11 protein-coding genes are annotated in these 13745 nt (G+C 71.8%); 3 read left to right on the top strand and 8 right to left on the bottom strand.

Features of this window, described 5'->3' with window-relative positions:
* Positions 1 to 177: 177 nt before the first annotated feature.
* A complete protein-coding gene (locus tag ACFWHT_RS11705; protein WP_378828653.1) occupies positions 178 to 3648 on the bottom strand; it encodes a bifunctional proline dehydrogenase/L-glutamate gamma-semialdehyde dehydrogenase in 3471 nt (1156 codons plus the stop codon).
* 90 nt (positions 3649 to 3738) lie between these two features.
* Here ACFWHT_RS11705 and ACFWHT_RS11700 point away from each other — a divergent pair, with 90 nt between their 5' ends.
* Positions 3739 to 4632 (top strand): LysR family transcriptional regulator, encoded by an 894-nt coding sequence (locus ACFWHT_RS11700; RefSeq protein WP_378828651.1) that lies wholly within the window; start codon positions 3739 to 3741, stop codon positions 4630 to 4632.
* Between the two features lie 74 nt (positions 4633 to 4706).
* Here ACFWHT_RS11700 and aztD read toward each other — a convergent pair whose 3' ends face one another.
* Genes aztD through aztB form a run of 4 tightly spaced genes read right to left on the bottom strand, consistent with a single transcriptional unit; the run spans position 4707 to position 8936 of the window.
* Positions 4707 to 5897 carry a zinc metallochaperone AztD gene (gene aztD, locus ACFWHT_RS11695; RefSeq protein ID WP_378828649.1) on the bottom strand — a complete coding sequence of 397 codons (1191 nt, stop codon included), beginning with the start codon at positions 5895 to 5897 and terminating at the stop codon, positions 4707 to 4709.
* Between the two features lie 44 nt (positions 5898 to 5941).
* Positions 5942 to 6853 carry a metal ABC transporter solute-binding protein, Zn/Mn family gene (locus ACFWHT_RS11690; protein WP_378828647.1) on the bottom strand — a complete coding sequence of 304 codons (912 nt, stop codon included), beginning with the start codon at positions 6851 to 6853 and terminating at the stop codon, positions 5942 to 5944.
* The gene (locus tag ACFWHT_RS11685; protein WP_378828645.1) at positions 6850 to 8073 is read right to left on the bottom strand and encodes a hypothetical protein; all 1224 of its coding nucleotides are present in this window, start codon (positions 8071 to 8073) and stop codon (positions 6850 to 6852) included. The genes ACFWHT_RS11690 and ACFWHT_RS11685 overlap by 4 nt, the downstream gene beginning before the upstream one ends.
* Complete coding sequence (gene aztB / locus ACFWHT_RS11680; protein WP_378828643.1) at positions 8070 to 8936, bottom strand: zinc ABC transporter permease AztB; 867 nt, start codon at positions 8934 to 8936, stop codon at positions 8070 to 8072. The genes ACFWHT_RS11685 and aztB overlap by 4 nt, the downstream gene beginning before the upstream one ends.
* Before the next feature lie 55 nt (positions 8937 to 8991).
* Between aztB and aztA the strand changes: the two genes are divergently transcribed.
* Entirely contained in the window at positions 8992 to 9648 is a 657-nt protein-coding gene (gene aztA / locus ACFWHT_RS11675) for a zinc ABC transporter ATP-binding protein AztA (RefSeq protein WP_378828640.1), read from the top strand.
* 9 nt (positions 9649 to 9657) lie between these two features.
* On the opposite strand, the gene ACFWHT_RS11670 is transcribed toward aztA, so the two are convergent.
* The 3 genes from ACFWHT_RS11670 to ACFWHT_RS11660 form a co-directional block, all read right to left on the bottom strand.
* Entirely contained in the window at positions 9658 to 10539 is an 882-nt protein-coding gene (locus ACFWHT_RS11670; protein ID WP_378829483.1) for a DNA-methyltransferase, read from the bottom strand.
* A gap of 135 nt (positions 10540 to 10674) precedes the next feature.
* Positions 10675 to 11724, bottom strand: coding sequence for a lipoate--protein ligase family protein (locus ACFWHT_RS11665; protein WP_378828638.1), 1050 nt, complete (start codon positions 11722 to 11724; stop codon positions 10675 to 10677).
* A 40-nt stretch (positions 11725 to 11764) separates the two neighbouring features.
* On the bottom strand, positions 11765 to 12628 hold the full coding sequence (locus ACFWHT_RS11660; RefSeq protein ID WP_378828636.1) for an alpha/beta fold hydrolase: 864 nt from the start codon (positions 12626 to 12628) through the stop codon (positions 11765 to 11767).
* Between the two features lie 175 nt (positions 12629 to 12803).
* Here ACFWHT_RS11660 and ACFWHT_RS11655 point away from each other — a divergent pair, with 175 nt between their 5' ends.
* Positions 12804 to 13742 carry a type II CAAX prenyl endopeptidase Rce1 family protein gene (locus tag ACFWHT_RS11655; RefSeq protein ID WP_378828634.1) on the top strand — a complete coding sequence of 313 codons (939 nt, stop codon included), beginning with the start codon at positions 12804 to 12806 and terminating at the stop codon, positions 13740 to 13742.
* Positions 13743 to 13745: the final 3 nt, after the last annotated feature.

Below are 13745 nucleotides of genomic sequence, written 5' to 3'. Positions count from 1 at the left end.
TGTGACGCGAATGGTCCCCTCCGAACCCCACAAGCAGCCATCTGCGCCACATCCGCAAGCGCACGCCGGCGACCCCGCACCCTGGGCCCGACCCCCGGACCCGCGGATGTGACGCGAATGGCCGCCTCCCACACGGGGAAGCGGCCATTCGCGACCCCTTCGGGTCTCGGCTCGTGCTCAGCGCACGGGATCGAGCAGCGGGATTTCGTACCGGTGCGGGGTGCCGAAGCGGTGCGCGGTGACCGAGACGGCCTGCTCGCGCAGGAACGTCAGCATCTCCACGCGGCCGGCGGCGACGACGGGATTCGCGTAGAGGGCCAGACTCGGCGATCCCTCCACGGCCGCCGCGGTCTCCGAGGCGGTGGCTCCGATCAGGCGCACGCGTCCGCCGGCGTCCGACAGACGGCGGGCGTGCGCGGCCCACGTGCCGGCGTCCTCGGTTACGACGACCACGTCGTGCGCGCCCAGCCAGGTGACCACGGGCTCGGGCAGGGCGGATGCCGTGCTCACCGTCACCCGAGCGCGCAGACGCACCCCGGCGGCGACGACGCGGATCAGCTCTGCGACCCGGGCGCTCTCGAAGCGGACCGTGACGGGCAGCGCCTGGTAGCGCAGCGCGTTCTGCTCGGTGACCAGCCCTGTCGCATCACGGACGACGCCGAACTCCGTGGACCAGGCGTCGATGTCGGTGGCGAGGGCACCGCGCAGCCAGGCTGCGGCGTCGCCGTCGATCTCGCCGACGCCGTCGGCGAGCTGCGCGGCCGACAGACCGAGCTCGTCGAGCGGCCGGGTGGTCGCGACCGGAGCATCCGCCCAGTCCGCCAGGCCCACCAGGTAGTTCGGGCCGCCGGCCTTGGAACCTGCGCCCACGGCGGCCTTCTTCCACCCGCCGAACGGCTGACGCTGCACGATGGCGCCGGTGGTGCCGCGGTTGACGTACACGTTCCCGGCCTGGATCGACGCGAGCCACTGCTGGATCTCGTCCTCATCCAGCGAGTGGATGCCGCTGGTGAGGCCGTAGTCGATGTCGTTGACGATGTCGATCGCCTCGGCCAGCGTCGCAGCCGTCATGACGCCCAGCACCGGACCGAAGTACTCCACGCGGTGGAACTCGCTGCCGCGCTGCACGCCGTCGCGGATGCCGGGGCTCCAGAGCTGGCCGGCGTCGTCGAGCTTCTTCGGCTCGAGCATCCAGGACTGGCCGGGGTGCAGCTCGGTGAGCGCGCCGAGCAGCTTGCCCTCGGCCGGGCCGATCAGCGGTCCGATGCGGTTGGAGCCGTCCTCCGGTGCGCCGACCTCGTAGGCGCGCACGGCGTCGACGAGCTGGCGGCGGAAGCGCTCGGACTTCGCGGCGGAGCCGACCAGCACGACCAGCGACGCGGCCGAGCACTTCTGGCCGGCATGCCCGAAGGCCGAGTAGGCGACGTCCTTCGCCGCGAGGTCGAGGTCGGCCGAGGGGGTGACGATGATCGCGTTCTTGCCGCTGGTCTCGGCGAGCAGGGGCAGGTCCTGACGGAATCCGCGGAACAGCTCGGCCGTCTCGTATCCGCCGGTCAGGATGACGCGGCCCACAGCCGGGTCGCTGACGAGCTTCGTGCCGAGCTCGCGCCCGTCGAGCTGCACGTACTGCAGCACGTCGCGGGGCACGCCCGCCTCCCAGAGCGCTTCGACCATGACGGCACCGGAGCGGCGGGCCTGCCGGGCGGGCTTGATGATCACCGGCGACCCGGTGGCCAGGGCCGAGAGCACGGAACCGGCCGGGATCGCGACCGGGAAGTTCCACGGCGGGGTGACGACCGTCAGACCGACGGGCTGCATGACGGCGCCGTCGACCTCGGCGAGCCTCTTGGCGCTCTCGGCGTAGTAGTGCGCGAAGTCGATGGCCTCGGAGACCTCGGGGTCGCCCTGCTCGATGACCTTGCCGGCCTCGGCGCCCATCACCTCGAGAAGGTCGGCGCGACGCGCCTCGAGCACGTCGCCCGCACGGTGCAGGATCTCGGCGCGCCCATCGGCACCGAGCGCCCGCCACGCCTCGCCCGCGGCGACGCCGGCGGCGATGCGCTCGTCGACCTGCTCGGTCGAGTCGAGGGTGTTCGCGGCGACCGTGTCGTTCCCGAGGGTCGACCCTGTCATCCGCGCGCGGATCGCGTCGGCCCACTCACGGTTGGCCGCCAGCGAGGGGTCGGTGTCGGGCGTGTTCTCGAAGCCGTCGCGCGGCGCCGGTGCGGCGGGCAGCTGACGGTTCTGGGTGCGGTTCGAACCGGGCACCTCGGTCGGCATGGAGGCGACGGATGCCAGGAAGCGCTGCTTCTCGCGCTCGAAGAGCTTCGGGTCGGCGTCGAGGTCGAACACGGCTGACATGAAGTTCTCCTGGCTCGCGCCCTCCTCCAGACGGCGGATCAGATAGGCGATCGCGACGTCGAACTCGTCGGGGTGCACCACCGGCGTGTAGAGCAGCAGGGAGCCGACGGTGCGCTTGACGACGGCGGCCTGGGCGGATGCCATGCCGAGCAGCATCTCGAACTCGATGCCGTCGGTGGCACCGCGCTTCTCGGCGAGCAGCCAGGCGAGCGCGATGTCGAAGAGGTTGTGTCCGGCGATACCGATGCGCACGTTCGCGGTGTGCTCGGGACGCAGCGCGTAGTCGAGCACCGCCTTGTACGAGGCATCCGACTCCTGCTTGGTCGACCAGGTGGCCAGCGGCCAGCCGTGGGTCTCGGAATCGACCGTCTCCATCGGAAGGTTGGCGCCCTTGACGACGCGCACCTTGATGGGGGCTCCGCCGGAGGCCACGCGCTTCGCCGCCCACTCCTGCAGGCGGATCATGGCCGAGAGGGCGTCGGGCAGGTAGGCCTGCAGCACGATGCCGGCCTCGAGATCGGCGAACTCGGGGCGGTCGAGGATGGCGGTGAAGACCGCGATGGTGAGGTCGAGGTCCTTGTACTCCTCCATGTCGAGGTTGATGAACTTCTTGCCGGCCGGGCCGCCCTTCGCGGCGATCTCGTACAGCGGGCGCAGCGCGTCGGCGGCGTGGGCGACGGCCTCGTCGAAGGCCCACGGGCTGTGCGGGGCGACGGTGGAGGACACCTTGATCGACACGTAGTCGACGTCGTCGCGCAGCAGCAGGCGACGGGTGCCCTCGAGGCGGCGGGTGGCCTCGTCACGGCCGAGGATGGCCTCACCGAGCAGGTTGATGTTGAGCCCCACGCCCTGCGTCTCGCGGATGTGCTTGATCGCGGCGCCGAGCTTCTCGTCGCGGGCGTCGACGATGAGGTGGCGCACCATCTGGCGCAGCACGGCGCGGGCGGAGGGCACGACGATGCCGGGGAGCATGCCGGCGGTGGCGCCGCCGAGGCCGATGGCCGCGCGCATGGGGGCCGGGAGGAAGCCGGGCGTGAGCGGCACGAGCTCCTTGAGTCTGGCGGCGGCGACCTTGAGGTCCTCGGGGCGCACGACGCCATCGACGAAGCCCACCGTGAAGTCGAGGCCGTTCGGATCGCGCAGCACGCCGGCGAGCCGCTGACCCGCGGCGTCGACCGGCACCTCGCGGCTCTGGACCAGCCAGTCGCGCACCAGCGCGACGGCGTCGTCGGCGAGGTCGGCGAGATCGGAGACGGATGCTTCGGCGGCGGGTGCGGGGGTGGTCATGATCTCAGGATCGTGCCCGTGATTCGATAAGAAAAGCGATGATTCATGAATGATAATGTTCGAGGTAGTCGAGCAATGGGAGGCATGTCGATGTTCGAGCTCCGACGACTGCGCCTGCTGCATGAGCTGGCGCTGCGCGGAACGATCGCCGAGGTCGCGGCGTCGCTCTCCTACTCCCCCTCGACCGTCTCTCAGCAGCTCGCGCTGCTCGAGCGCGAAGCGGGCGTCGCGCTGCTGGAACCGGACGGTCGCCGGGTGCGCCTCACCTCTCAGGGGCGGATGCTGGCGCAGCACGCCGCCCGCGCGTTGGAGCTCGACGAGAGCGCGCGGGCGGAGCTCACCGGCACGCCGGGGTGGGAGCCGGTGCGGCTGTCGGCCATGCCGACCGCCGCCGAGACCATCGTGCCCGCCGCACTCACGCTGCTCGCCGAGCGGGCACCCGAGCTGCGGGTGGAGGTGGCCGAGCTCCCCCCGGAGGAGAGCCTGTTCGAGCTGTGGGCGAGGCGATTCGATCTGGTGATCGCCGAGCAGTACCCCGGGCACACGCGCGAGCTGCGCGACGGTGTGGAGCACGACCTTCTCGGCGAGGATCCGATCCGGATCGTGCTGCCCCGCACCGAGCATCCGGTCCCTCTGCACGAGCTGCGTGACCGATCATGGGTGATGGAGCCGCAGGGCACGGCCGCCCGGCAATGGGCCGTGCAGCAGTGCCGCGCGGCCGGGTTCGAGCCCGACGTGCGCTTCGAAGCGACCGATCTGACCGCCCACGTGCGGCTGGTGGCATCCGGCCACGCGGTCGGGATGCTGCCCGACCTGATCTGGGGCGACGAACCGAGCCCGCTGACGACCGCCGAGCTTCCCGGTTCCCCGGTGCGCGAGGTGTTCACCGCGGTGCGCACGGGCAGCCGCCGCTCCGATGGAATCCGAGCGGTGCGCGCGGCCCTGTCCGACGCGCTCGCCTCGCACCGCACAGCTGCGGAGTGAGCGCTTCCGCCGCGACCGCCGCCGGGGGACCGGCGGCGCGGCGCGACGGAAGCGCCGATGCCGTCACCCGATGCTCACTCCACGACGGCGATCTCGTTCGGAACCTCGGGCAGGTCGCCTCTCGCCACGACATCGCCCGTGGCGGCGTCGAGAGCCACGATCTCGCTGTTCGCCGAGTCCGTCACGTAGATCGTCTCGCCGGTCACGGCGATGGCGGGGTGCGCCTGCTGCCACTCGGTCGGGCTCTGCCAGGCTTCGATCGCGTCGTACGACGCCGTGATCCGTCCGGTGTCGGGGGCGATCACGTGCAGGCGGCCGTCCGAGCCGATCATCAGGGCGTCGCCCGACGGCGAGCGCACCACGCCGCGCCAGGTGTAGCCGACGCCCTCGGGCAGTGCGACCGTCTCCAGGGTCTTCGCGTCGGTGTCGACCAGGGCGAGGTTCGTCAGCAGGTACCCCTCGGCATCCGGGTCGTCCTTGTAGTCCATCACCACCAGCGGGCTCTCGTCCGTGGCGTAGGCGTTGCCGATCCGCCCGAACTCGTCCGGGGCGTCGAGCTTGGTGATCTCGCCGTCGCGGTAGAGCAGCGCGCCGTTCTCGCACCCGAAGACCAGGGCCTCGTCCTGGGCCGCGCCCTCGCCGTGGACGCCGGGGCAGTCCGCGCTGGTGGCGATCTCGGTGCCGTCGGCTGCGGTCACGCGGATGCCGGTGCGCCCCGCCTCGTCGCCGACGGTGGTCGCGAACTCGCCGCCCTCCAGCAGCACGGACACGCCGTGGTGCGCCTCGACGCCGGGGATGACCTGCGCCTCGGGGAGCTCGCCCTGCATGCGCGCGAGCTCGGCGGTGTCGAACACCGTGGTGTCGCTCGTGGCGTCGTCGTAGAGCACGGTGCGGCCCGCGTGGCGCACGACGTGACCGGCCGCGGCGGCGGAGACGACGTGGTCGGTCAGCGCCGGCTCACGCATGTCGAGGAACTGGAACCCCTGCGACGTCGTCACGACGACGTGGCGGTCGTCGCCGGCGGAGTTCACCCGCACGAACTCCTCGGAGGGGAAGTCGTCGATCACCTCGAGCGTCTCCCCGTCCACCACGAGCACGCCTCCGGCGTAGGCCACGGCGACGCGAGGGCCGTCCGGGGCGGACGCCTGATCGTCGCCGCTCGGGTTCTCGGCCGGCTGTGCGGCGCATCCCGCCAGCACGGCGACGGCGACCGCGGCGACGGCCGCGAAGCGGACTGCCCGCGCCTTCGGGTCGGATCCTGTCATGATGTTCTTCCTTTCTGTGCGTCCCGTCGAGTGCGGGACGGTGGTCATGGTCCGAGTCCTGTCACGATGCGGTCGGTGTTCACCCGCATCATGTCGAGGTAGGTGTCGCCGGGATGTCCCGGCGGTGCGAGCGACTCCGAGATGAGCTCGACGACGGCGACGTCGCGATCCGCCTCCTCGGCGAGCACCTGCACCAGGCGGTCGGGCTGCGACGACTCGGCGAAGATCGTCTGCACGCCCGCCTCGTCGATGGCGGTCACGAGTTCGCGCAGGTCGGCGGGGCTGGGCGCTGCGAGGGTGGTGCCGCCGGGGATCGCCGCGCCCAGGACGCGCAGGTCGAACCGGCGGGCCAGGTAGCCGAACACGTGATGGTTCGTGACGAGCGCCCGGTGCTCGCGGGGGATGCCGCCGAGCTCGGATGCCATGCGCCGCTCGAGCTCGCGCAGGCTCCGGCCGTACGCCTCCGCCCGCGCCAGGACGTCGTCCCGCGCGTCGCCGGCGTGCGCGGCCAGCTCCGCTCCCAGTTCGTCGGCGACGAGCGCCATCTGCGCGGGATCCGTCCAGAAGTGGGGGTCCGGTCCAGCGCCCTCGGCGTACTCGATGACGTCGACGTGTTCCCCGGCGACGAAGATCGGCACGCCTTCGGCGGCTGCCGCTTCCACCTGATGGACCAGTCCCTCCTCCAGGCCGAGCCCGTTGGCCACGACGAGCTCGGCGTCGCGCATCCCGCCGGCCTGCTGCGCCGACACCTCGAAGGAGTGCGGATCGGCCCCGGGCGCCATGAGCGTGACGATCTCCAGGTCGTCGCCGGCGATCTCCGCCGCCACGTCGCCCAGGATGTTCGTCGTCACGTAGACGACCGGACGGCCGTCCGCGGAGGATGCGCAGCCGGTCAGTCCGGCGACGACGGCGAGGGCGAGTCCGGCGGCTCCCCTGCGGATGAGCGCACTCCTCATCGGCCCGTGCCTGCCAGGTGCATCGGTGCGGCGTCGGTCGGGAAGCTGCGGGCGATGCGGGCGTCGTCGGCAGGATCGATCTCCCACAGCATGTTCTCCACCGGTCCGTTCAGGTAGGCGCGCTTCTGGTCCACCACGAAGCGGACGTGACGGGCCATCTCCTCATCGCCGAGAGAGCGCGCCACCAGAGACTCCGTCCGTGCGGTCACGGTGCCGTCCGCCATCACGAGCACCGAGCCGTCGGCGGCCAGCGCGAGCACACGCTCCTCGGCGTCGTCGATCGCAGCGGCGTCCACGACCTCCTGCCCGGCGTCCCAGACCTCCCAGGTGCGCGCCCGGGTGTCCAGGATCCAGACCGTCGAGCCTCCCGCGACGGTCGTGGCTGCCACAGTCGGCCGCGCCTCGCGGGCCGCGAAGCGCACCGCGCCGGCCGGCGCGTGCTCGGGGTAGGCGATGCGTTCGGCCCCGTTCGCGTCGCCGCCGGGAAGGAGCAGCGCGCCGTCCGCGCAGCCCACGACCACCCCGACGACCGTGGTGATGGTGCCCGCGGCGTGCACGCAGTCCAGGAGGTCGCGCTCCTCGCCCTCTGCGGTCACGACGCGCAGGCCCTGCGGGTCGCCCGCGGCGTCGGGCTCCGTGACCAGGGCGCCTCGGGAGAGCGGCACGACGAGGCCCTCGTGCGGATCGATGTCGAGGCGGAAGCGCTCCTCGATGTCGCCGTCGGCGAGCCCCGCGGTGTCGAGCAGGACGGCCTGATCGTCGAACTGGATGCCCACGCCGGTCTCGCCGGGCACGACGGTGGGGATGCCGCGTCCGCTCACCTCGCCGACCACGCGCGAGGGGGCTTCGTAGTAGTGGAAGTGGTCGACGTGGCTCCACGTCCAGACACCGCTGTCGATCACCGTCACGCCGCCCTCACGGATCGCGAAGAGCAGACGCCCATCGGTGACCACGTCGTCGGCCGGCTCGATGCGGGCGAGGACTTCCCGGCTCTCGTCGAGCAGGTCGAGGTGCTGGATCTCTCCCGCAGGCGACACGGTGGCGAGGTGCAGAGCCGGTTCGGCGAGCTCGCGCGCACCGGAGATCTGCCCGTGGCCGTCTCCGTTCGCGGACGGTGCGGTCGTCGCGGTGACGTCCGGGGCGCTGTCGGCCGGGGCGGAGCATCCGGCCAGCGCCGCGCTCAGGGTGATCACGGCGGCGACGATCAGGCGGTGTCTCATGGGGTCCTCTCGACGGATGGTTCCGGGGATGCGGGCGCGGTGCGCGCGCGAAGCGTGGCGAGTCCGCGCAGCAGCGCGGAGAGCGGCGCCGCGAGGACCGCGACGAGGGCGATGGTCGACCCGGCGGCGGTGCCGGTGTACCAGGAGACCAGCAGTCCGGCGACCACGCTCGCCGAACCGATGGCGGCGGCGATGGCCATGGTCGAGACGATGCGCACGGTCCAGCGTCCGGCGGCGACCGCGGGACCGAGCAGCATGCCGACGACGAGCAGCGAGCCGACGGCCTGATACGCCGCGACGACGGCGAGGGTGACCATTCCGACGAGCTGGACGTGCGCGAGACGCGGCCGCAGGCCCAGCAGCTGCGCCTGCCGCGGGTCGACGGTCAGTGCGACGAACGAACGGTGGCCGACGGCGGCGAGCACGAGCGTGAGAGCGGCCACGATCGACAGCAGGAGGATGTCGGCGGGTGCGGCGGCGAGGATGTCTCCGAAGAGGATCGCGGTCGCGTCGGTGGCGAAGCTGCGGGAGGCGGAGATGATGATCACGCCCGTGGCCAGGCTCGCGACGAACAGCAGTCCGATGCTCGTGTCGGCCGAAAGCCGTCCGCGGCGCTGCAGGGCGGCGACGCCGGCGGCCATCGCCGACGCGCTGACCGCCGCGCCGATGATCGCGGGCGCGCCGAGGAGTGTCGCCGCGGCGACACCGGGCAGCATCCCGTGCGCGAGCGCCTCGCCGAGGAAGGCCATGCCGCGCAGCACCACCCAGGTGCCGACCACGGCGCAGACCAGCGCCACGAGCACCCCCACGACGAGGCCGCGCTGCACGAAGCCGGCGGCGAAGGGTTCCAGGAGAAGGGGCACGGTGATCGACTGTAGCAGTAATTGAGAACGATTCTCATTTGCAATAATCGAGGGCATGACCGATTCGCCCCTGCTGCTCGACACCACCCGCGTCCTCACGGTCCACGACGTGCACGTCGTCCGCGACGGGCATGTCGCCCTGCGCGGCATCGATGCCGTGGCGCACGCCGGACGCCTGCTCGCCGTCGTCGGGGCCAACGGCTCGGGCAAGTCGACGCTGCTCGAGGTCGCCGCCGGATTGCTGGTCCCATCGCGCGGCGAGGTGCGACGGCGCGAGGGTCTGCGGATCGCCTTCGTCCCCCAGACCACCGCCCTGCCGGCGCATCTGCCCCTCACCGTGACCGACATCGTGGCCATGGGGATGTGGGGCCGCCTGGGGGCGTGGCGCCGGGCGCGGCGGGCCGACCGGGCCGCCGTGGCGGACGCCGTGGACGCCGTCGGCCTGCGACCTCACGCCGCGCGGCGCATCGGTGCGCTCTCCGGCGGGCAGCGCCAGCGCGCCCTGCTCGCCCAGGCGCTGGTCCAGCGAGCCGACCTCGTGCTGCTCGACGAGCCCATGGCCGGGCTGGACGCCCGCTCGCGCGAGATCATCGCCGGCACGATCGGCCGGCTCACCGCCGACGGCGCGGCGGTCATCGTCGTGACGCACGATCTCGGCGAGCTGCACGGGGCCGACGAGGTGCTCACGCTGCACGAGGGCCGGGCGGCGTGACCGGAGGGATCAGAGCGCGCGCACGCTCGCGTGGGGCATCCGGTTTCGCATGACCCGGACCGCCTCGGGGCTGTGGTCGACGAGCACGGCATCGCGGCCGAGGGCCGATGCCACCGCTCCCGTCGTGCCCGACCCCGCGAACAGGTCGAGCACCCGGTCACCGGGGCGGCTCGACGCCTGGACGATGCGGCGCAGCACGCCCTCGGGCTTCTGCGTCGGGTAGCCGGTCTTCTCCCGACCCGTGGTCGGCACGATCGTGTGCCACCACACGTCGGTGGGCAGCTTTCCGCGCGCGGCCTTCTCGGCGGTCACGAGCCCCGGCGCCATGTAGGGCTCGCGATCCACGGCATCCGAGTCGAAGAAGTGCCCGCCCGGCGTCTTGACGTACACCAGGATCGTGTCGTGCTTGGTCGGCCAGCGGCGCCGCGTCTTCGCGCCGTAGTCGTACGCCCAGATCAGCTCGTTGAGGAACGCGTCGCGACCGAAGACGGCGTCGAGCATGACCTTCGCGTAGTGGGCCTCACGGTAGTCCAGGTGCAGGTACAGCGTGCCGTCGTCGGCGAGCAGACGCCAGGCCTCGGCGAGCCGGGGCATGAGGAACTCGCCGTAGTCGTCGAAGCGGTCGTCGTAGGCGCGCAGCATGCCGCGCACCCGCTCGTAGGCGTGACCGTGGAAGCCGTGGCGGATCTCCCGCTGAGCCGGGGCGCGTTCGGGGCTGCGGAGGTCGTCGGCCGGATCGGCAGGGTCCTCCGCAGCTGCGAGGGCCCGGCGGGCGGTGACCACCTGCCGCTCCTGCGCGCGGCCGGTGTTGAACGGCGGGTCGAGGTAGACGAGGGCGAAGGATCCGGATGCCAGGGTGCCGGCGGCCTCGAGGTTGTCGCCCTCGATGATCTCGACGGCACCAGGCGGTGCGGGCGCTTCGCGCGGAGATGTGCGCTTCGCGCGGACGGAGTCCGAGGATTGATCCGCGGCAGGCGCACTCTCCCGCGCGTGGTGCTCGGCGTCAGCGCTCACTGCACGCCGCGTTCACGGAACACGGTGCAGCCACGCGTCGGTCGAGAACTTGGATGCCACGAGCGCTTCGGCATCCGCGTACTCGTCCGCCGTGATCCCGCCGTCCTCCGCTGCGGTGAGAGCCCGGAAGGTTGATTTGAAGCGCTCGATGATCTCGCTGCGCTCCATGCCGGTCTGCGTGCGCAGCGGGTCGACGCGCTTGGCGGCGGAGGTGGTGCCCTTGTCGCTGAGCTTCTCGCGGCCGATGCGCAGCACCTCGGTCATCATCTGGCCGTCGATGTCGTACGAGATGGTCGCGTGGTGCAGCACGCCGCCGTTGGCGAGACGCTTCTGCGCGGCGCCGCCGATCTTGCCGGTGGGCGAGGCGATGTCGTTGAGCGGCTGGTAGGTGGCGTCGACGCCGACCGAGCGCAGCGCCTGCAGCACCCAGTCGTCCAGGAACGCGTAGGAGTCGGCGAAGGTCATGCCCTGCACGAGCGAGGCGGGCACGTACAGCGAGTAGGTGATGATCTGCCCGGCGGCCATCATCATCGCGCCTCCGCCCGAGATGCGGCGCACGACGTCGAAGCCGTGCTTCGCGGCACCCTCCGGGTCGACCTCGTTGCGGTACGACTGGAACGATCCGATCACCACGGCCGACTCGTCCCACTCCCAGATGCGCAGGGTGGGACGGCGACGGCCCTCGCCGACACGGGCGGTGAGCACCTCGTCGAGCGCGAGGTTCAGGCGCGGCGAGACGGCCTTCTCGTGCACGATCTCCCAATCGAAGTCGCGCCAGCCGGGCGCCGTCACCAGCGCGCGGCGCACCGCGGTGCCGACCGCCTCGGGCGAGAAGCCCAGCAGCTGCGCGCCCTGGGGCAGGGCCCCGCGAACGGCTGCGGCGATGGTCGACGCATCGGCCTCGACGGGCATGCCCTCGACGGCGGCGTTGATCGCCTCGAGGGCCGTGTCGGGCTCGAGGAAGAAGTCCCCCGCGAGACGGAAGTCACGGATCAGGCCGTCCTCGACCTCGAGGTCGACGACGACGAGCTTTCCCCCGGGAACCTTGTACTCACCATGCACGTGTCCAGCTTAAGTGCGCACGGCGCGATCGGGCGGGCCGTCACGCTCGCGGAGCGATGTGCCGGTCCAGCCAGGCGAGCAGGTCCGCGCGCACCTCGGCCTGGTTCGTCTCGTTGAACAGCTCGTGCCGGGCGTCGGGGTACACCAGCGTCGTCACGTCGGTGAGGCCCGAGCGGCGACGGTAGGCGTCGGCGAGCTTGTGCACGCTGCGCGGCCCGCCCACCGGGTCGTCGCGGCCGACCATGAGCAGCACCGGCACGTCGCGCGGCAGGTCGCGGCGCGGCCGCCCGTACAGGCGCGCCGCCTCGATCGGCCCGAACAGCCGCAGCAGCGGCGTCTCGGTGGTCAGCGGGTCGTCGTGGAACGCCTGCCAGACCGCCGGGTCGCGCGAGAGCCATTCCAGGCCGTCGGCATCCGGTCCCTTCCACCGTGCGTTCAGCGGCGCGGCGTTGAGATCGGCGGGAGTGAGGTGCGCGGACCCGCTCAGCACGACCGCGTCGTAGGTCTGCGCGTTCGCGCTCAGCAGCTTCTGGGCGAGGAACGACCCCCAGGAGTGGCCGATCAGCACGAGAGGAAGATCGGGATGCTCGGCGCGGATGATCCCGGTCAGCTGCGCGCAGGCGGCCACCGCGGCGCGCAGGCCTCCGGCGCCGAGCCGGCCGAGCCTGGCCGGATCGCCGTGCTGACGGATGCCGGTGCGCCCATGACCGCGATGGTCGTCGGCGTAGACGTGGAAGCCCGCCCCGGTCAGGGCGTCGATGAGTGCGCCGTATCGACCGGCGTGCTCGCCGACGCCGTGCAGCAGCTGCACCACTCCTCGCGCCTCGCCCGCGGCGTCATGCACGTCGTACACGGTGGCGATCCCCTGAGCGTCGATGAACTCCGTCGTCCTCATGCCGGTCATGCTGCGAGTCTACGTTTCCCCGTCATCCGCACCGCCGCGCGCGATCGCGCCGGGGCGCTTGCACCTTTCGATGGAGGTTGCGGGGTTCATCCCTTCGCCGCTCGTTCCCGGATGCCCGGATTCCTAACGTCGTAGAGGCGGGATCATCCCCCGCTCTCAGACGAAGGGACCTCCCATGACACTCCAGCGCGAGACGACGACAGGCACTCGCACGCCGTCGGATCCGGGTGCACGCAGCGGACTGCGCGCGGTGATCTCCCGGCATCCGCTCATCACCTTCTTCCTGCTCGCCAACGCTCTGAGCTGGCTGGCCTGGACGCCGTACGTGCTCTCCCTCAACGGGCTCGGACTGTGGCACTTCGAGTTCCCGGCGATCCTCGGAACGAGCCAGCTGGCCGGCGTGCTGCCCGGGGCCTATCTCGGTCCGATCACCTCCGCGCTGGTCGTGACCGCGCTCGTCGACGGACGCCCGGGCCTGCGCCGCTGGGCGGGCAGGCTGTGGCGCTGGCGCGTCGGATGGCGCTGGTATGCACTGGCGCTGCTGGGCGTGCCTGCGACGATGATCGCGGGCAGCTGGGTCTTCACGGGCGGCGACATCCACGCCCCGTCCGCCGCAGCGCTGGCGTTCGTCGTGCCGGGCCTGATGCTGCAGATGGTCACGACCGGACTGGCCGAGGAGCCGGGCTGGCGCGACTTCGCACTGCCCCGCCTGCAGGAGCGGTTCCGCCCGCTCGCCTCGAGCTTCATCCTCGGCCCGCTGTGGGCGCTGTGGCACATGCCGCTCTTCCTCACCGAATGGGGCGGCTTCCCCGACGGCAGCTGGGCGCGCACCGCGGCGTTCGCGGGCTTCTGCATCGCCTTCAACATCGTCATGTCGTGGGTGTTCAACCGCACGAACCAGAGCCTGCCGCTGTCGATGCTGCTGCACGTCGGGGTGAACAACACCGCATCCGTCCTGCTGCCGGACATGTTCCCGACCATGTCGGCGGACACCCACTCGCTGATGCTGCTGGTGATCTCGTGCCTCGCAGCCGCCGCGATCGTCATCGGCACACGCGGACGACTGGGTCTCCCCGCGCCCGCCTCCGCCGAGGCGATCCCGGTCCGGTCGTAGACT

The organism is Microbacterium sp. NPDC058342, assembly GCF_042723935.1.
Lineage (GTDB): Bacteria > Actinomycetota > Actinomycetes > Actinomycetales > Microbacteriaceae > Microbacterium.
This window is presented reverse-complemented; position numbering and strand designations above follow the sequence as displayed.

Coding starts and splice junctions, on each gene's coding strand:
- ACFWHT_RS11705 (WP_378828653.1), bottom strand. CDS start 3,648: ATGACCACCCCCGCACCCGCCGCCGAAGCATCCGTCTCCGATCTCGCC.
- ACFWHT_RS11700 (WP_378828651.1), top strand. CDS start 3,739: ATGTTCGAGCTCCGACGACTGCGCCTGCTGCATGAGCTGGCGCTGCGC.
- aztD (WP_378828649.1), bottom strand. CDS start 5,897: ATGACAGGATCCGACCCGAAGGCGCGGGCAGTCCGCTTCGCGGCCGTC.
- ACFWHT_RS11690 (WP_378828647.1), bottom strand. CDS start 6,853: ATGAGGAGTGCGCTCATCCGCAGGGGAGCCGCCGGACTCGCCCTCGCC.
- ACFWHT_RS11685 (WP_378828645.1), bottom strand. CDS start 8,073: ATGAGACACCGCCTGATCGTCGCCGCCGTGATCACCCTGAGCGCGGCG.
- aztA (WP_378828640.1), top strand. CDS start 8,992: ATGACCGATTCGCCCCTGCTGCTCGACACCACCCGCGTCCTCACGGTC.
- ACFWHT_RS11660 (WP_378828636.1), bottom strand. CDS start 12,628: ATGACCGGCATGAGGACGACGGAGTTCATCGACGCTCAGGGGATCGCC.
- ACFWHT_RS11655 (WP_378828634.1), top strand. CDS start 12,804: ATGACACTCCAGCGCGAGACGACGACAGGCACTCGCACGCCGTCGGAT.